Below are 18,909 nucleotides of genomic sequence, written 5' to 3'. Positions count from 1 at the left end.
AAATCAATGCACACCTGCTCGCACGACGGCAGTGCGATCAGTGTGTACATCGGTTCAATTGTTACTATAGCGACTGTTCGAATGCTGTGAACACAGCGAATATCTCACTGCGATAGTGGCTATATATAGGTTTTAGTGGCCAGCCCCTATGATGATATCTTGTGTATTCCGCCCTCCAGGAGTACCATCGCACACTCCCACGACATAGCGCCCGAACTGTGGCTATGACCTGCTCGCCCCGTCACATTCATCTGAATAAACAGTTCAGTCCCCAATTACTTGAGCTTCTCACAGACACTTGGCTGCCGTTAGCCATCAAATTTTCCGGAGGAGACTGGTAGCATGGCCAACGATTCAGGGCTTCGTGTTACTGGTCCAGATACTCTGGGTGGCGCAGTACTGTACCTCGTTGTCGGTATCGCTATCGCTAGCTACGGGGGATTCGATTACGTTCAGCAGACTGAAGCAGTTCGAAACTCGGTTGAAGTGGACGCGAACATTACGGAACTCGGTATCGAAACGGATAGCGGAACATCGTCAAATCCGGGCGTAAAGTACGAACCGAACGTCGAATTTGAATACACCTATAATGGAACTACATACACCGGGACAAAACTATACCCAGCGAATATTGAGCGGAACTATGAGAGACGGTCAGCAGCCGAATCAGCGATCGACTCTTACGAACAGGGGACACAGACAACTGCATACGTGTCTCCAGACGAGCCAGGAGATGCGTTTTTGAAAAACAAAACGTCGAACGCACCGATCATCGCTATTGGACTTGGCGGATTATTCACCCTCTTTGCAGCCTTCTCTGTCGTGAAGAAGCTCTGAGTCCCCTTCCGTTGTTCGGCTGTCCGTGTCATTACTGGACATCATGTGTGATCTGCCCGAATACGTTTAACTAAACACGACTGTTCTATTCGCGCACAGCTTAAAGTGTAAATGGAGCTATATCTAACCAGTATGGTGGAAGAGTCCGGCCCGAAAGGAAAAGAGGAGGGTCAGTCGGCAGCACAGTCGACGTTCACGCTAAATCGGCGGACGCTACTTCAGTCAACCCTTGTTGGAAGTGCGATATTGGGGGGAGTCGGTCTGGCCACACCAGTTGCCAGACAGGTGCAGTCCGACGAGAAGGGTTCTGGAGATAACAACAATCGCTCAGCGGGCTTTCCGCCGAGTGACATCACTGAGTATGGACGGAAAGTCACCCTCGGAAACGGGGAGGTGCGAACATTCACGAGTGAAACACCGTCAGGAGAGCCGAGGTATCACGGAGTCGAGTTCGACCACACGGCACTCGAAGGGCTTCCAAGCGAGACAGAGATAAGTGAGGTAAACGATCCTGTGGAGACTGATAAGTATCGGTTTAGTGGACAGGCGGCAACGATCCATTTCAAACAGTCACTCCAGTTCTTTGTGCCGTTCCCAGATGCGGCTGGCACGCCGTTTACCTTCTTGGGACTCAACTGGAATCCGGACGGCCATTTCGGTGGCAAAGGAGCGTGGGAGAAGCCACACTTCGATATCCACTTTCATACGCGTGACCCTGCAACAGTGGATAACGTCGAGGGGCCTCAGCTTCCGCCGTACGATATCAAAACAGCGGACGGAATCGAGACAAATTTCGACTTCGCTCAACTTCCAGAAGGGTATGCGCGATCACCTCCGCCCGTCGCTGACGAGCGGTATATCACAGACATGGGTGAACACGTAGCTCCCAACGATGCGCCTGAACTCCCAAGTGGCCCCGACGACCGAGGTGATCCTACTAGCTTCAGCAACACACTCATTCAAGGGTTTATCGGTGACACAGAGGGGTCACAGTTGGCGTTCGTGGAACCGATGCTCACCCGAGAGTTCCTGAGCGATTTCCGAGGCAGCAAAACGTATGACGTCCCACAACCGGCCGAATATCCACACGAACAGCAGCACCCACACGAGTACAGTGTCCGGGATATCCCGTCGCAAAACAAGACCGTAGTCGCTATTCAGAGTTTCAAACAGGTATCTGACTGAGCAGCAGGATCGTCTTAGTTGAGCACACTCGCTCAAATTGAATTCTCCACGCAGTGCGGCTCATTGCGCCACGCAGTTTGACAGAATACGCAAATACGGTGGCCACGAGGCGCACCGTGATATTAGCACTATCTGACAAGTCGTTTAGTAACTATTCTGTATGCAACACGTCCCCTCGGCAACCGTCGATGTGACTGAACACGCGACGCTCACAAACATAGAGTTGAACTTTCACTATAGTAGCCATTGGAAATCAATGCACACCTGATCGCATGGCGGCAGTGCGATCAGTGTGTACATCGGTTCAATTGGTACTATAGAACCACTACAGCGAGTGTTCATCCCACTGGGAGAGCGAATCGCTCTCGTTTCGTCGGGCGACCGAGTCTATCCCTCCACAGGCAAGATTAGAGTTGAGCGTGGGGTGACTGAGGATGCGCCGCCCTGACGGCGCAGACAAGCGACCCGAAGCAGAGCCGACAGGGACGGTCTGCCAACGACGAAGACACCGGGGGCTAATCGTCAGGTGATGTCGGGGGAGTGGTGGCTGGATCGGCTTCGGGGATATCTACCCCAACAGCAAACAGTTATATTCTCCAGCAAGCGTACTGAACAGATATACTCGGCAGGGTCTGCCATCCGGACGCGGTCGTCGGCGGGGTCCGTCGTGGGGAATTACATGGAAGGAACGGTTCGAGAAGTCACGCCTGGCGAATTGTGCGACGCGGTCGACCCGTGTGAGGTTACACTCGTCCTCGGGGCACCCAGTGTCGGAAAGTCACATCACCTGCGGCGGGTCGGTCCGTCCGTCGAGCGGCTCGCAGAAACAACAGCTATCGACGACGACGAACTCGTGGTCGTCGACGATTTTGTCTCGGCGGTTTTGCACCTCGGCGGCGACCGGGACAGGCTGAATGGCCTGTTCGATCGTTCCGGGGGTGCAGTAATCGTGACGCGGCCACGGAGCCTCGACTGGCTCTGCCGACACGGTCACCTCGCGCCCGTTTCGTTCCACGACCGAGTCGATTCCGTGCTCGTGGTTCGGACGCCCCCCGAAGAGAGCCACGATGCAATCACCGAAATCCGCGAACTCACCAGCCAGCGACGTCCACCAAAACTGGGTGACGGGGAGCGCACGTCCCTCGTCGAACGCGTCACCTATCCAGGCTATGACTTCGAGGACGAGCGGCTTCAGCAACAGATCGGGACCGTCGAGGAGACAATCACGCCCGCAGCTTTCCTCTCGCTCTCGCAGTATGGGTCCGAAACGGTTCTGGCCGGTCCCGATGTCAGGGCGGTGGTTACCGACCGCGACATCACGGTCGAACCGTTTGACGAGGGCGCCCTCGACCTCATCGCGTCCCTTTATCCCTATGCCGAGGATGGCAGTTGTAGCTCGGTCGAAATGTCGCCTGCGGTCGCCACCGCACTCGCTCTCGTCGCGAGGTCGCTGGCAGATGACGACACGGAGTGGCTCGAACCGTTCGTTCGACATCGGCCGCTGGCCGGGGCTGCCGAAGCCCTCGAAATCGCCGTCGATCTCCCGCCGGGGACGGTCGAGCGGCTTCGGGTGTTCGGGTCCGAACCGATGCGAGCGAGGATCAGTCAGCGCCTGACGGCTCAGTCCGAAACGGAGACAGCCATCGCCGACGCGAGTGCCCCAATCGATGCGGCTCTGGCAGCCATGCGAGCAATCGGGTCGTCGCTGGACGACGCCGCGATGGAGCCCGACGAGTACGGAACCGATCCCCTCGTCGGTTCCTGGCACTGGAACGGACTAACAGCGTTAGACGCGGCTGCGGCGGACCGAGAGTTCCCGAACTCGGACAAGAACTCTGCAGCCGACGGGGACGTTGCTGGGGTCGGCGTCGACGAGGTCGTCGACGCACTCGATGGCGGGCTCGTGCTCCTGTCGGGACCGAAAGCCAGCGGGAAGCGACGGCTCACAGCGAGCGTTGCGACGGCACTTACGATGCGGGGAGCGACGGTCAGACTCTCCGACCTCCGTCAGCCAAACCACAGCAGGGTGGGAATCGACGCCACGCCCAACGCAGTCGTAGTCGCGACGTACGGGGCCGAGCCAGCACGGATCGTGAGCGACGCTGGCGTTCGGGCGCTCGCTGACTGGGTCGAGGCAGGGGTCTGTTCCGGTGCAGTGCTGCTCTGTGATAACGACCGACGGGAGCATCTGGACGCCCTCGCCGACCGGACTGGCTGTGACGACGTCGAGGCCTGGTGCGACCGTATCGAGTTCGACCTTGGAGACGCTGACCTGACGGCCGATCGGAGGCCAGAGGCGGTCGCCGAGGATCTGCTGTCCGCGCTGGAGTGGCCCGAAAATCGAACCCCTTCCCGTCGGTCACTCGCGGTCGATTCGGTCGCGGGCCAGAGTACGCTGGCAGCGATCGCTGGCATGCCCGACAGTGCTCTCGATGCGGCCTTCGTCGGGCAGGCCGTTGCCGAGGCCGTCGCTGTCGTCGCACGGACCGCCCAGCCGAGCGCCGCACGGGAGTGGCTGCTCTTGGTCGACAACCTCGTCGGAGACGTCGCAGGGAACCGCTGTGACACGGACGCGGCGATCAGGTACCGGGGAACGGTCGCGGGCACTGCTATGGCGACTGTGGCGAGCGAGCACCCGACAGCCGACGCGTGGGTCGAGGCCATTGCAGTTCGTGCGCTGGCACTGACCAACGAGACCGCGACTCCCCACGGTCGGGACTCGGTCGGTGGCGACGTCGAACCTATCGTGACCGCCGTCACGACGGCCCTGTCGACGCTTGCCCGACCAGAAGCCGGAGGAGAGCCGAATCAGGGGGCACTCGCGACGGTCGACCATCTGCTCCACGAGATGGTGGACGGGAACGCCATCGATCCCGAACCCGGCCTGTATCCGCTCTGTCGGATCTACGGGAAGACTGTCGGACGGCTCGTAGAACGAGCCGAGGAGTCGGCGAGTGCCGAGGCGGTGCTCGCACCGGTGATCGCGCTCGTCGACCAGACAGCGTCCGAGTACGAGGACGGTCACGCGTCCGTCCTCCTCGGCAACGTGTTCGGATCGATGCTCGGGGCCCTCGGGAGTGTGGAGATGCCGACCGACGACCTCCCCGTCTGGATTGACGCGGTCGACGCTGCTGCGAGAGACGTGGCCACGTCGCTCCAGCACGACGAGAACCGGGCCGAGCTGTTACACGTCGCGTCCGTGAGCGCAATCGGCTTCTGGGTGTTCGACCACAACTGTCCGGCGGACCGATTCGAGCCGTGGCTGGTGGCGACCGGCGAACAACTCTGTCGGAGCACGGCCGAGTCGTCGTTCGTCGAGCACCCCGAATCCTTCGTGGTCGACACGTACAGCTGGGCAATCTGGCACGTCGTTCACTACCGCGACCTCGACCGTGCCGAGCGACTGTTCGAGAAGTGTCACCGGCTGGTCGATACGATCGCTGACTCGGAGGTCCCCGACGACGAGTGGGAGTGCCGTGCGTCACTCCACGCCGGCGCGCTCGCGACCCTAGCCATCGTGGAACAGGGAGACGTGGCCAAGTCGGGCCCCTACGGCAAAGGAGCCCTCAGACTCCCGAATTCGCCAGGGTTCGCGGACTGGATCGACCGCTACGACGCGACCGTGACCCGCGGAGTAGCGGGCGATGCACCGACAGCAGTGGTCGAGCCGTACCTTCGGGCGGTCTACCGTGGGGCGCTCTCGACGCAGGTCCGGGGATACGACACCGAGCCTGACGACGGGATTTCGCCACACAGCGAGAGTACGTGGTTCGACAGCCTGACAGAGCGCATTGAGGACTTGGCAGCCACGGGTGACCTAGTCTCGGATCCGGTCGCGTTCCTGCGTTCGGTCTACGGCGACGCAGCTACAGGGTGGGCCGCAGAGGGCGAGGCGAACCTGGCCGGAGAGTGGCTTGGGTCGCTCGTCCGGGCGTTCCGCGGAGCGCGAGAAGGGATCGAGGGACCGAGCAAGACGGAGTGGTTCGACGCGTTCGCGGAAGCGGACGCGGCCGTTCTCCTGGCAGTGCTGACTCGGACTGACGCCGGCGGGCGAACGCACGATCGCCTGGTGGAGTCGGTACTCTCCCAGATCGAAACCACCGCAACGGCGACGGAGTACCCACTGCAGCCCGTACACTACGTCGCTTCGGTCTTCGGGACCGCACTGGCGCTGGCAGTCGAGGCCGACCCTGCGGAAGTTCGCTTCGGCGTGACCGAAGTCGTCGCCGCCGAACAGCGAACTGACTTCGCGTGGGTCGGGATGGCGCGGGCGAGTGTCCTCGAACGGGTGTATGCGGCGGCTCTCGCCGAAGTCGGGCAGACGAATGCCGACCACGACAACACCGAGGCGTGGCTAGCCGTCTGCTCGGAGCGGATGGAAGCAACTGCGACGCGGGAACTCCCCGACGATCCCGCCGGTTTCGTTGCGGGAGTCTACACCCGGGCGTACGTCGAGGCAGTCGAAGCCGAGACGCCAGCGTGGCGTCGGCGTCTCGATGCCGCCCTCCGGGCGTTCGCCTTGGAGAGCCACGTCGAGGACCCGGCGACGTTTCTCGAAGGAGTCTACGCCGACGTCGTAGTCGCGGGAACGACGCAGAGCCAACTAGCCGCCGAGGTCGAGGCGTGTGTCGAGGCCGTGTCTCAGTCCGTCGAGCGTGCGAGTGAGGAGAACGTCTTCCGGGCCGACGATGCCGTGGTACGAACCTTCTCGCGGGCCGTCGACAGGCTCCCGACGGGTAATCCCCGAGCACAGGCAGACTGTACCCACTTGCTCGGTCGGGCACTCCGGGCGACCGGGGGCGAGACCCTCGAAGCGGCCGTCTTCGGCGGCGACCGTCCGACCGGGGACTACTCGGAGTGACCCACTGGCAGAATCCACCGTATGGCAACCTACTACGTCCTCTCGAGTCCGGACCACAATCCCGACAGCAACCACAGTTCCGAGTGGCCGAAGGAACTCGGACTGTCATTCGACGACCGTGAGATCCGACTCTTTCAGGGAAAAGGGCACGGTCTCGGCGGTGCCGTCTACGACTTCGAGGACTTCCGCCTCGACGAGTGGGCCGAGTTCGTCGACGCCTGCGCCGGCGACTGGCTCCGCGAGGAACTATCCAGACACGAGTCGCTGACTGCTATCGACGAGGCGGACTTCGTCCGGACGCTAAACCGACACGCCACGTTCGCAACGGAAGAGCACTGACGAAACTGGTGGGACCGCTATGCTCATTCGTCGTCCGTTTTCCCTGGCCAGACCGTCGGCCTGATCCGTCTGTCATCGTACGCTGAGAGGTCGGCGCGGACGGTCTCGACCAAGTCCGTGGCCGAGGACTCGCCGTCTTCGATTGCAGTGACCTCCGCGGGCGTCAAGCGCACGGAGACATCGCGCTCTACCGGTCCGCCGAGGAGGAAGGTGAGAATCCACTCGCCGTCGCGGGCCAGCAGGACGTAGGAGTAGGGCTGCCGATCGAGGACTCGCATTGGTCGGTCGAGGAGCAACGCGGGCTAAACAGTTCCGACAGGGCGAAGCCTCTTGCGGCCGTTCGTCCCCCGTATCGGTATGTCTCTCCTCGAATTCGACGTGACTGCTCGCGGCGGTGCGCGATGACTGACGGTCCGACGGTGACCAACGCTGGGAGCAGGCGTACCAGTCCGGTGTCGGAGATTCCTTCGAAGCAGTAATCACTCCTCCGGAGCGAGATCTACCGCCCGCATATACGCGTCAAGCTGCTCGGCCAGTGCCCGGGCGAACGCTTCGTCATTGATGTCGGTCTCCATCTCGACCAATTCGACCGACTCAGCCAGATTTGTTTTGAGTGCCTCGAACAGGGCTGTGTCGGCGTCGGGATCATGGAAATCCGCTCCCTCGACGTCGAGCATCGAAACACCTCCAAGTGGAATATATAGGGCGGTTGGTCCGTTCGCTGCTGAGAGCTTCTTCGCGATGACCTCGCCCAGATCAGCGTTCTCCTCGGCCGTTGTCCGCATCAGCGTTACCTGTGGGTTGTGGATGTGGAAGTGCCGCCCCTCGAACTCCTCGGGGACGGAGTCTCGTGGCCCGAAGTTGACCATGTCCAGCGCGCCCGTCGAGACGACCTGTGGCGTGCCCGTCTCCGCGGCGGCGTCCAGCCTGTCGGGGCCAGCAGCAAGCACACCCCCTACAAGCTCGTCGGCCCACTCCGTCGTCGTCACGTCCAACACGCCGTCGATGACGCCTTGTCTCACGAGGGCCTCCATCGCCTTCCCACCGGTCCCAGTCGCATGGAAGATGATCGTCTCGTAGCCTCGTTCTTCGAGATACTCCCGAGCCGTCTGGACGCACTGTGTGGTGACACCGAACATCGAGATCCCGATAGTGGGGCGGTCTTCAACTTCGATGTCTGGCTGGTTCGTGACCATCCCGACCATCGCGAGGGCAGCATTAGCAATTACCTTCCGGGAGAGTTGGTTGAGTCCCTCAATATCAGCCACCGAATACAACATCATCACGTCAGTGGCACCGACATACGGTTCAATGTCGCCGGAGGCCATCGTCGAGACCATCACTTTCGGGACACCAACCGGCAGCGCCCGCATCGCCGTGGTCGCGATCGAGGTGTTACCCGAACCGCCGAGTCCGAGCACACCGTCGAGGTCGCCAGCGTCGTGTAGCTGCTGGACGATCGCCGCTGCGCCCTTGCCCATCGCTTCGATCGCCTCACCGCGGTCGGCATCGTCCCGGAGGTGCCCCAGCGTGGTGCCGCCCGCTTCGGCGACCGCACTCGCAGTAGTGTCCGGATCGATCTCCGGGTCGCCCACCACGCCCGTGTCGATGATGTGTACGTCAACGCCTTGCGCGCGAAGGACATCTCGGGCGAAACCTATCTCTTCGCCTTTCGTATCGAGCGTCCCAACGATTGTGACGGCCATACTCACTCCTCCACGTTCTCGGGTGTCGGCAGTTCGCCCGGCGGGACGATCTCACACTCAGGAAGATCCCGGAGTACCTCTTCAGGACCCGGTGGTGCGTAGACCGCGAGCAGTAACAACGGTTCCCAGCTGGTGTTGACGGTTCCGTGTTCGACGCCTTCAGGAACGAACACCATCTCGCCGGCCGAGATATCGCGTGTCTGATCGGCGACCTCTTGTTCACCCTCGCCCTGGATGACGAAGAGGATCTCGTCGCTGTCAGGGTGCGCGTGGCGCTCATGGCCCTTTCCGGGTTCGAGTTTGACGACGCCAGCGCTGAAGCGCTCGCCACCCGTCACGTCAGGCGTGCTCAGCCACTTCAGGACGCCCCAATCGAAGAGCTGACTTTCGACGTCATCAGGAGTGATGAAGTATTCGCTATCAGTCATCTTAGAGACTAATCTCCTTGAATTCGCGGGCCTGTGCTTCGATTGCCTCCTCAGTTGGGAGGCGTTCGATGCTCGACGCACCGAAGAATCCGACGACACCCTCGGTGTGTTCCAGTACGTACTGGGCATCGTCGGGCCATGCGATCGGGCCGCCGTGACAGATCACCAGTACGTCCTCGTTTACCTCTTTTGCGGCGTCGTGATGAGCTTGAACGCGCTCGGCTGCGGCATCGAGATCTAGTGCCGTCTCGGCACCAATATCCCCAGATGTAGTCAGTCCCATATGTGAGACGACCACGTCCGCTCCGGCCTCGGTCATCTCGCGAGCCTGCTCCTCGCTGAAGACGTATGGGCAGGTGAGCATTCCTTGCTCGGCCGCTTCTTGGATCATGTCGACTTCTTTGTCGTAGCCCATCCCCGTTTCCTCGAGATTCTGTCTGAACCCGCTGTCCTCGTCGATGAGACCCACCGTCGGGAAGTTCTGGACGCCCGAGAACCCACGTCGTTTCAGGTTCTCGATGAACACATCCATCTGTCGGAACGGGTCGGTCCCGTTGACGCCGGCGAGAACTGGCGTGTCCTCGACGACTGGAAGCACTTCGTGGCCCATCTCGACGACGATCTCGTTGGCGTCACCGTAAGGAAGGAGGCCAGCCAGCGACCCCCGACCGTTCATCCGATAGCGACCGGAATTGTAGATGATCAGTAGATCGACGCCACCGCGCTCGGCGAACTTCGCCGAGATACCGGTCCCTGCACCTGCGCCGACGATTGGATCGCCGCCCGATACTGTTTCCTGAAGTCGATCAAGGGACTCCTGCCGTGTGAATTCCATACGTCAGATACAACCATTTCATAATATAGTAATTAATTTTTTGATGATTTAGAGGGGTTGCCACGACACATAATATTACCAATGCTCATAGGCCACCCTCGTCAAACCCAATCGTGGACGGCTTTGCGACTGCGTTGGACACCCCGATCTTCGAGTACTTCGATGGTATTCGACAACAAAAGTCCCGCAACGTGGGATTGTATACCCGATTCCATCGCCGAACGCCCCTGATGGAGCGGAATATGGTGTCCACACGGGGTATGGCGACTGCTTTCACGATTGTATCTGGGATGGGCGTTCCTCTGGCCGAAACGGGCGTGGGGGCCCCCACTAATCGGCCGATTAGTGCGTCTCGATCTCCAGATCAAAGTCGTCGGGAGTTGCCGTTTCGATGGCGGGGAGTCGACGGAGCCGTGGCCGTAGGAGGACGTAGACGGCAGTAAAGCCGAAGCCGCTCGCGGCCAGCGCCATCGTCGTCGTGGTCCCCAACGCTTCAGCAACTCCTCCACCAACGAGTGAGCCAAGCGGGAGCGTCGCTCCCGAGGCGGTTCCCTTCGTCGCAGAGACGCGTCCAAGTAGGTCAGTCGGGAACACGCGCTGGTTCAGCGTTGCGGTGAGCACGCCCGATACGCCAGCAAGAATCCACGCGAGACCGAACAGCGTGATAGTCAGTGCAGTCGTTGGCGCAAACACCGCCACGATCCAGCATACTGCACCAAGCCCCTGGGAGACGAGTACCGTGCCGTAGGACTCCCCCAAACTCTGTGTGAACCCTATTCTTATCTACTGATGGTCCAGCACAAGCTTACGGAGATCCCCCTTCGATAGCGGTTCAACTGACACCACCTCCCCAATAGCAGAATAAAATAGGCTTGTGGTTACCTCTCGGTCCGGATACTCACTGGCGAGTACGTGATAATACACGCTCAGTTGCTTGCGATACTCGTCTTGTGCCCGTCGGCTTCGGTCAGTCTTGTAGTCGATTATCTCGACTCGATCGGGCGTGATGTGGACCAGGTCGACGATACCGGTAATCGACACTCGCCGGCCGTCGATCTCAAGCGGCAGGATAGCGTCTGCTTCGACATGCAACTCCCCACCCAGCCCATCCAGCAGCGACCGGATGCGCTCTTCGTGCGGATTCGATGGCGAGACCGACTCGCCCAGCACGTAGGCCTCGGCGAAGTCGTGTACCTGTGAGCCAAAGTCTACACCACTTGCTTCATCAGCGTCGGCCTCACCGGCATTGGCCTCCGATTCAGTAAACACGGAGTCATCCATCAGTGAATGTGGACTGTAGCCAACCGGCCCATCGGGTGTGGCAATGCTGAACGGCAGCTGTGTCTGGACTGACTCGTCGGGCTGGCTCGCTTCAATCTCTGTCGCCCCCTCGGTAAGTTCGACTGGCAGCTCAGAGAGGAACGTATTTGGATCGGCCCCACTGGCAAAAACGACATGGCTCTCGGCTCGGGTGATGGCCACATACAGGAGCCGGCGTTCTTCGTCGTAGTCATCGGGGAGACACTGCCGCAGGACATCGTAGCGCCAGTTATCGTAGACATGTGGATACCGGCCTTCGTCAGCGAATGTTTTGCGCTGTCGGAGCCCCGTCGCCTCGTCGTACTGCAGCACACCACTGGTCCGACCACGCGGCGGGAACCGCCCGTCGTTCATATTGGCCAGGATGACGATCGGATACTCCAGACCCTTGGCGCCGTGGATCGTCTGGACCGTCACCGAATCCGTATCAGTAGTGGTGTTGATCGCGTGGGTACTTCCCTGGTCTATTGCGCGTTCGATAAACTGGATCAGGTCCCCGCGAGTGAGCGTTGTGGCGTCGTGGACGGACTGGATATGCGCGAGCAATTCCCGTGCATAATCATCAGCAAGCCCGTAGCGATCGAAGACGCGTCGGGCCAGCGAACTTACCGCCTCAAGCTCTCGAAGCGCTTCGCGAAACTCGGTCATCGCTGGCGGGTAGCTCTCCCGATCCAGCTGGGCATTGATCTCATCAAGCGTGTAGCCGGCCCGCTCTAGAACAACGGCCCAGCCACGGTCGCCATCGGATTCGACGATCCGCAGCCACGCCAGCAGTAGCTTCGCGGGGTCACTGCGGTACAGTTCGACCTCCCCGTCGTAGGCCATCGGGAGCCCGTGCTCCTCGGCTGCAGTCAGTAGCTCCCGTCCGTAATCGCGTGTCCTGGTCAGGACTGCAATATCACCGTGGCTCGGGGTTGTGGGATTACCGTTCTCGTCCTCAATCCGGTAGTCGTCGCTATCGACAATCGACTGGATCCTGGCCAGTACCGCCTCGTGTTCGTCCTCATGGTGAACAGCCTCAATGTTGGTCTCGTCGAAGGTGGCATTCGAGGACAGCGGGTCGACGTCGACGGGCTCGTCGATGGCTTCAGAGCTCGTCGCTGGCGTGGTCAGTGCATTGGTCGAGAAGTCCAGCAGTGTCTGTGTCGACCGGTAGTTCTCCGTCAGCTCGATGTACGTGATCCCATCCGTCCCGAATTCGACCCGCTCGGAATCGGCGTTCAACTCGCTCCGGAATCGTTCCAGCCGGGTGTCGAACTCCGCGATGTTCTCGACGGCGGCGTACTGGAACGAGTAGATGCTCTGTTTCCAGTCGCCCACGACACAGAGATTGTCCGTCTCAGCGAGCAGCAGCGCCAGCTTGAACTGAATCTCACTGGAGTCCTGGAACTCATCGACCATCACGTACTCGAACCCGACGCGGTCACGCAGCGCTGGCTCCTCGCACAGTGCCACGAAAGCAAACAGCTGGAGGAACCCGAAGTTCAGGTAGTTCCGTTCCAGAGCGAACTCCAGATACTCGAAGTAACAGTCGTGAACGAATGCCAGTAGCTCATTCCGATCCTCTTCAAAGACCTCGCGAGCGACGCTCTCGTCGAGTTCCTTGGTCCCCCGGCCACCCCGAAGCTCCGATTTGGAAGGGGCGGACTGCCGGTAGGTTTTGTTCGTCCCGAACCGCGAGAGATCGTCCCGAAGCGGGGATTGCTTGCGTCCGTCGTTGCGGGCCTGATTTTGGGCATCGAAATACTGCTTGAACAGCTCGTAGTCACCCTGCAAGTGTTGTGCCCCATCTCGATACCAGCCGTCTGCAGTCGGGAAGATACCCTTCGCAGCGAGTTCGTTAATGAGCGAGAGCGGCTCGGTAGGCTCCGAGAGTACCCGAAAGATGTCGTTGTACTCAGGATGGCGATCCCGGAACTGCCCGAAGAACTCACGGAATAGCTCGTCCTCGAGTTGGCTATCCTCAAGGATCTGGGTTCCTCCAGTGATCCGGTCATCAATTCCCAAATGCGTCGGGGCGCGATAGCCGTGCTCGTCGAGCAGGTCGTGACAGTACGAGTGGAACGTCTGGATCGGTGCGTCGGCCAGCTCACGCATTCCGTACGAACAGTGTTCGACGATGCGCTCACGCATCTCGGTGGCCGCACTGCGGGTGAAGGTAACCAGCAGGATGTCCTCGGGCTCGACGTCGGGCTGGTCGACGATGTTCGCATACCGGCGTGTGATGGCGAAGGTCTTGCCGGTGCCAGCACCGGCGTCGACATGGTAGATCCCCTCGGTCTCATCGATCAGTTGTTGCTGAGCCTCGTTCGGGGTGCGGTCGTCACTCATCGGTTTTCCTCCAGGAACATGTCGCGATGGTCGATCCGTCGATAGTTGGGTTCGCCACCCAGTCCCTCAATCGGGAATCGCTCCTCACCAGCGCGGTACCGATTAATCTCGGTCAGTCGGTCGGCGACGAATTCCTCGAACTGGTCGATATCGTCTTTGAAGAAGTTGCGCTTCCGGACGCCGTTGAGTTCCCGAACCGCCTGATCGGCCCCCTTCTCGGCATCGACGTCGTCGCTGGTTTCCTGCCGGACGGCCTCGGCAAATCGGTCGGCGAAGTCAGACTCCCGTAACGCCGACCGATCCGTCGTGTCCGGGAACGTGAGGTCTGTCATGATCTCGCTGTAGGTCCCGAAGCCAAGCTCCTCGAAGGTCGCCACACAGTCCTTGTAGCCATCCAGGAGGACCTCATACGCTGGGTGCGTCCCGACGAACTCGTCGAACGACTGCGGATAGTAGGAGACTGTCGTCAGCGTCTCATCTATATCCGCGTCGCCGGTGATCGCATCGTCGAGCGTTTCGAGGAAGTGGAAAAAGGAAAAGGAGAGCGCCTCGCCGGGCTGGTGTGTACGGAACTGTGCCAGGTAGGCGATTGCCTGATAGTTGACTGTCTCGTTGGGTGGGTCCATCGCAGCCTGTTTACAGACGTCGTAGGCTGACTTCTTCGACCCGCTCTTGTAATCGAGCAGGGCTGTGGGTCCCTCCACGAGGTCGATTTTCCCGTTGATACCGAGGTCCGGATTGGTGAACTGGCGTTCGGTCAGTGGTGAGTCAACGGGGCGGTCGAAATACGATGCGAAGAAGTTCTCATCGGGCTCCCCGGCCGGGGGCAGATCGGCAGGTGCCGTCGGTGGATTGGCATCCAGATATTCGACGATGGTTTCCAGCCCGATCCGATACTGGCGTCGGCGTAACACCCGGTCCGTCTCAGGGTAGAAGGGTTTGGCTTCTTCGAGCATGACATCGACCACCTCCGAGAGCGTGTCTGCGTCGATGACCTCGGGATAGTTGACGTAGAACTCCGCGAAGTCATGGAACAAATTCCCCTCGCGGAAATAGTCCTTGTCGGGGGAATCGACCAGCCGGCTGAAAAGATACTCCCGTGGGCTGTTGACGAGATTGTTGAGACTGGTCTGGCTGATCGTTTCGATGGGTGCCGACTCGACCGGGGGCTCGACGGACGTTTTCGCAAAGCCATCACGGTCACCATCGACCGTCCGTTCATACCTGACTGATTCGAGGTCGCTGAACCGCTCGAATGGCTCTTCGAGGAGTTCCTCGAAGTAGAGACACGGCGTCACCGGTTGGCCCCCAGCGGTATCCTCGACCAGATAGTACTGGTCGCTGCCGCTCTGGATTAGTCGCTGAAAGCGGCGGATATACCGATCGAACTGTGCCTCCGTGTCGACCCAGGGGCGCTGTGGAGCGCTATTGGTCCAGCCCTCGTCAAGTCCGAGAAAGAACACGGCCTGTCGGTCGACGTAGCCGGCAGATTTGGCATCTGCGAGTAACACGCCCTCGTTTTCTCTGTCCACTGGAACCTCGTAGAAATCCAGATAGAAGGCGAGATCACTAACCCGCGATTCGGTGATCACAGTGTCGTGGAGCCCGAGCGACTCGAGTTCGTCCCGAAGACGGTCCAGTGTTCGGCTGGCTTTCGATTCGTAGGCCGTGAGGAGCGAGCCAAAGGTCCGGTCCCCGATCGACTCACACACCTCCGTAATCCACGCGGTTGCTGGCAGGTCGGTCGCTGCCAGGCGTTTCTCACTGTGCTCGATATCGACATCGGTCCCAAGTCGTGACAGTATCGGGGCGACATCGCTGACAGTCGTCTCGGAGCCACGATAGGCGACGCGCAAGAGCCGCAGTACCGCTCGCACATCGAGGTCATCGATGAATCCCGGTCCTCCATAGTAGGGAATATCTGCAGCTTCGAGCGCAGATTCGACCAGTGGAGAGTACTGGCTCGAACTATCCAGCACCACTGCGACATTATCAGCCGACTCCTCGTCGATGGTATCCACGACCGCGTCGACGATCGCCGATGGGGACCTGAAGATGTTGAACGCCGGGTAGTCGAAGGCGTCGTCAGTCAACAGGGGATACGTGTCATACTCCGCTGGCAGGATCGATCGTTCGAGCTCAGTGAACTCCGGGAGCCCAACGACGGCAACCGACTGGTCCGCGTCAACCGTGAACTCTGTCAGCTGTTGTGACGTCGACTGGCGTGCGGCGAGCCTGTCTACCACAGTGCGCGTAACGGGATCGTCGTAGGTTGGATACTCCAGGATCCCCGCGGCCTGTCCGTGGTGCTCCCAGCACTGGAGGACGTTCCCGATAGTGTAGGACAGCGCTTTCCACGAGTCGTCGACAGTGTCGGCGAGTTCCAGAAACGCCGTCCGGTCCTCGGCCTGCTCGCGACGCCCAGCGGCCAGTCGGCGTGGAGTGGTTGCAAACGTCCCGAACTGTGGCCGGTCGAGTCGGCGGTTGAGGGCGCTCGCAAGCGGGGCGTCAGGAACTAGGACGAGATCATAGTCGGCGACCGAGGTATACAGATCCGCAAGTGATCTTGCACGCTGAATAGGCACACTGGTAGGAGTATAACCAGTGGCAAAAAGATGGCTCCATTTCAGCGGTTATTCAGCGTCCACGTTCCTGGTTCGCCAGTCCGAAAAGGGCGCAAAAATATCAGTTTCGTCAAAGCGTTCGATACACGGGACCTCGTAGGGGTGCAACTCGACAACCCGGTCGCGAAGATCGGGATACCGGTCGGCTGTCGTCTTCGCCAGGAGGATTGTCTCAGCATCGGTATGGACTTCGCCTTCCCACCGATATATCGAGTCACAGGCCACGCGGTTCACACACGCAGCAAGTCGTTCCTCAACGAGTGTCTGCGCGATCTCCGTTGCAGCGTCTTGTGGAGCTGTGATATAGATCGTCGGCATCAGTTACTGCATTGGGATACACGTCTATCAGAACTCCCGCTGCTCGACTTGCGACAGAGTTAGACCGACAGAGGAAGCGTCGCCACGCGGACAGCAAATACCCTCTGACGCTCGCAGCAGTTGAACCACTACGCTCGGTCTTGCCAGTGCGGCATCCCCACAGACGCTTCTGAATTGGGACGGTGTACCGTCCACAGAATCGTAGATGTGATAGCACCGGAACATCGGTGTTCCTTGACCTCCTCCCACGCCTTCAGGCGTGGGATTCCCGCGGCACCGCACCGCTAGGTTGGGAGTTTCAGGTTTGTAGCCAGGTCGGCATGACCGGACTCCTGGCGGGGCCAAGCCGCCGTTACTCCTATCCCCGGTATGGGATTCAGAGTTACCGTGTGTCGGAATCCACAGCCAGCGGCCCGAAAGGGATTCTTTTGGACGTAGCGTGGCCCGAATCCCGATATTATCCGTTTATCTGGGCGGCTGATCCGCCTCGGTGTGGTCATGCATACAGTGTCACCGGTTATAAAACTCCGGCTGAGTGAGGCTACAGGCGAAGCTGCCGGGTTGTCGGCTTCATCCACACCCCTGAAGGGGTGGGCTTTCGCCTTGCTCCCGCTGTAAGAACGGCAAGGTTCTCACCGTGCCAGGATTGGCATGGCTCGCTGGTCGATCCCACTACTCTTCACTGCTGGGGGCGATACCGAGCCAGACCGCGATATATCGATACGCAAAGACAATGACGAGGATAATCACCATTTCAATCCAGAATGAAATCTCACCCACAGCCGCTTGAAGCACTTCAAGGATGAAAAACACCAGTAGTAATAACGCAATATAGTACAGCGCGAGTTCCGGCAGTTGGTCTTTGTCCATGCATTCCATACAACGGGACCCCTCTCAAACTCTTTCCTCTACGCCGACAGGGTCAGCTACAATCGAACACAGTCCGGTCGGAAGGATCGAAAACCGGCGATGAGGGTCGATCGCCTTCCGTGCGTCACCGTGACTTTGTACAGCGAACGCCGCCACGAGCGGAATCACATCGGCTTCGAGAGCATCTCGGTGGAACGCATCGCGTCGATTTTCGGGAATTTCGCGCAACTGGTTCGCATCGCAGTTGCGAGTTCTCGACGGACACTAGAACCTGGGAGTGGTCCGCACAGTCGACCAGTGGTTCTCTAAACCGCTGACGCGAACGGTCGTCCCCTCGATAGATGTCGGCTCAAAGCCGAAGAATTTCTGCTCTATGACCGTCGTGACGCGAAACAAGGCGCTGTGAATCACCCGGCTTTGTGTCCGGGTCGTGTGACGACGTACCCCGTCCGGGAGACCTGTTCGGTCAGCCTGTGGTAGCTGAGAGCGCTGTAGTAGCTATTGTTGATACTCGCTGACGCAGAATCCGTTACCCTCGGGATCTGACATCACTGTCCAAGTGGCGGTGTGCGTTTCGTATTCTTCGGTCTTGGTTTCGCGGACAGACCCGCCTATGTTACAGAGTTGTTCGACTGTCTCCCTTCGATTCTCGGTTGAGACATCAAGATGAATGGGGAGATCTCGCTCCGTTCCTTTCGGTTGTTCTTTGAACAGCAAATCCGGACCATCTCCAGGCAGGTCAACGATTTCAGGTTCAAGCGATTCTGGTAGCTCTCGTCGTGTACCACCGAGAGCGACTGACCAGAACTCTGCCAGTTGTTCCACTTCATCACAAGCAAAGGTAATAAATCGTATACCTGGCATGCATTTAGGTTATATTTCGGAGGGTAAAAACACCTATTGGATACGGAAAGTACTACCACGACTATCATCGGGAAATCTTCTGGGAGATCGATAACCTCGTTTATCTTAATGAGGTGAAAGTGGACAGATTGTGTGGTCTTATTGACGATCCGAATAGTCCGCTGAATGAATGGTTGACTGACGCAGGAATAGAGTATAGATAAGGGTGAAGGCATTCCCCTCGGGTAACAAGATACCGTAATCTGCCGTGTTGAATAGATGCTGAGTCACGATTAGAGTGGTTCACAGAGCGGTTCTATGTTCGAGATGGCGAACATCAGGACAATCTCACGGAACTGTCGATACCAGCCGAGCGCTCGCACGGCGTCGCCGAGCGAGCGCTTCGTTGTCG

The 18,909-nt window shown here is 59.5% G+C and carries 13 protein-coding genes and 5 pseudogenes; 4 read left to right on the top strand and 14 right to left on the bottom strand.

The features are described 5' to 3' along the window. Positions 1 to 342: 342 nt before the first annotated feature. The 4 genes from VI234_RS18265 (at position 343) to VI234_RS18250 (ending at position 7,222) form a co-directional block, all read left to right on the top strand. On the top strand, positions 343 to 837 hold the full coding sequence (locus VI234_RS18265; RefSeq protein ID WP_336330843.1) for a DUF3592 domain-containing protein: 495 nt from the start codon (positions 343 to 345) through the stop codon (positions 835 to 837). Between the two features lie 132 nt (positions 838 to 969). Further along, entirely contained in the window at positions 970 to 2,022 is a 1,053-nt protein-coding gene (locus VI234_RS18260) for a hypothetical protein (protein ID WP_336330842.1), read from the top strand. Between the two features lie 679 nt (positions 2,023 to 2,701). Continuing rightward, complete coding sequence (locus tag VI234_RS18255) at positions 2,702 to 6,883, top strand: hypothetical protein (protein WP_336330841.1); 4,182 nt, start codon at positions 2,702 to 2,704, stop codon at positions 6,881 to 6,883. 21 nt (positions 6,884 to 6,904) lie between these two features. Continuing rightward, entirely contained in the window at positions 6,905 to 7,222 is a 318-nt protein-coding gene (locus VI234_RS18250) for a hypothetical protein (protein WP_151103981.1), read from the top strand. Positions 7,223 to 7,245: 23 nt separating this feature from the next. On the opposite strand, the gene VI234_RS18245 is transcribed toward VI234_RS18250, so the two are convergent. From VI234_RS18245 to VI234_RS18185, 14 genes and pseudogenes are all read right to left on the bottom strand, one after another. Then, positions 7,246 to 7,500, bottom strand: a complete 255-nt coding sequence (locus VI234_RS18245; RefSeq protein ID WP_008308242.1) for a hypothetical protein — start codon at positions 7,498 to 7,500, stop codon at positions 7,246 to 7,248. 201 nt (positions 7,501 to 7,701) lie between these two features. Then, on the bottom strand, positions 7,702 to 8,928 hold the full coding sequence (locus VI234_RS18240) for a Tm-1-like ATP-binding domain-containing protein (protein ID WP_008308240.1): 1,227 nt from the start codon (positions 8,926 to 8,928) through the stop codon (positions 7,702 to 7,704). Between the two features lie 2 nt (positions 8,929 to 8,930). Then, positions 8,931 to 9,356 carry a cupin domain-containing protein gene (locus VI234_RS18235; protein WP_008308238.1) on the bottom strand — a complete coding sequence of 142 codons (426 nt, stop codon included), beginning with the start codon at positions 9,354 to 9,356 and terminating at the stop codon, positions 8,931 to 8,933. A gap of 1 nt (position 9,357) precedes the next feature. Continuing rightward, entirely contained in the window at positions 9,358 to 10,191 is an 834-nt protein-coding gene (locus VI234_RS18230) for a phosphoenolpyruvate hydrolase family protein (protein ID WP_008308236.1), read from the bottom strand. 104 nt (positions 10,192 to 10,295) lie between these two features. Continuing rightward, positions 10,296 to 10,406: pseudogene (locus VI234_RS18225) on the bottom strand (IS6 family transposase); the annotation flags it as partial. 127 nt (positions 10,407 to 10,533) lie between these two features. Then, positions 10,534 to 10,947, bottom strand: a pseudogene (locus VI234_RS18220) (MFS transporter); the annotation flags it as partial. Between the two features lie 27 nt (positions 10,948 to 10,974). Then, complete coding sequence (locus VI234_RS18215; protein WP_336330839.1) at positions 10,975 to 13,842, bottom strand: UvrD-helicase domain-containing protein; 2,868 nt, start codon at positions 13,840 to 13,842, stop codon at positions 10,975 to 10,977. Beyond that, entirely contained in the window at positions 13,839 to 16,427 is a 2,589-nt protein-coding gene (locus tag VI234_RS18210) for a PD-(D/E)XK nuclease family protein (protein ID WP_336330838.1), read from the bottom strand. The genes VI234_RS18215 and VI234_RS18210 overlap by 4 nt, the downstream gene beginning before the upstream one ends. 48 nt (positions 16,428 to 16,475) lie before the next feature. After that, positions 16,476 to 16,784: a divalent-cation tolerance protein CutA gene (cutA, locus tag VI234_RS18205; protein WP_336330837.1), complete on the bottom strand. Its 309-nt coding sequence runs from the start codon at positions 16,782 to 16,784 to the stop codon at positions 16,476 to 16,478. A gap of 672 nt (positions 16,785 to 17,456) precedes the next feature. Next, positions 17,457 to 17,654 (bottom strand): hypothetical protein, encoded by a 198-nt coding sequence (locus tag VI234_RS18200; protein WP_225306803.1) that lies wholly within the window; start codon positions 17,652 to 17,654, stop codon positions 17,457 to 17,459. Positions 17,655 to 17,750: 96 nt separating this feature from the next. Next, a pseudogene (locus VI234_RS18195) lies at positions 17,751 to 17,894 on the bottom strand (hypothetical protein); the annotation flags it as partial. Next, positions 17,882 to 18,151: pseudogene (locus VI234_RS21370) on the bottom strand (type IV toxin-antitoxin system AbiEi family antitoxin domain-containing protein); the annotation flags it as partial. The pseudogenes VI234_RS21370 and VI234_RS18195, both read right to left, overlap by 13 nt. Position 18,152: 1 nt before the next feature. Beyond that, positions 18,153 to 18,518: a VOC family protein gene (locus VI234_RS18190; RefSeq protein ID WP_336330836.1), complete on the bottom strand. Its 366-nt coding sequence runs from the start codon at positions 18,516 to 18,518 to the stop codon at positions 18,153 to 18,155. Positions 18,519 to 18,790: 272 nt separating this feature from the next. Continuing rightward, positions 18,791 to 18,909: pseudogene (locus tag VI234_RS18185) on the bottom strand (IS5/IS1182 family transposase); the annotation flags it as partial.

Origin of the sequence: Haloarcula sp. CGMCC 1.2071, assembly GCF_037078445.1 — an archaeon.
GTDB lineage: Archaea > Halobacteriota > Halobacteria > Halobacteriales > Haloarculaceae > Haloarcula > Haloarcula amylolytica.
The sequence above is the reverse complement of the archived record's forward strand: the minus strand, read 5'-3'. Positions and strand labels throughout refer to the sequence as shown.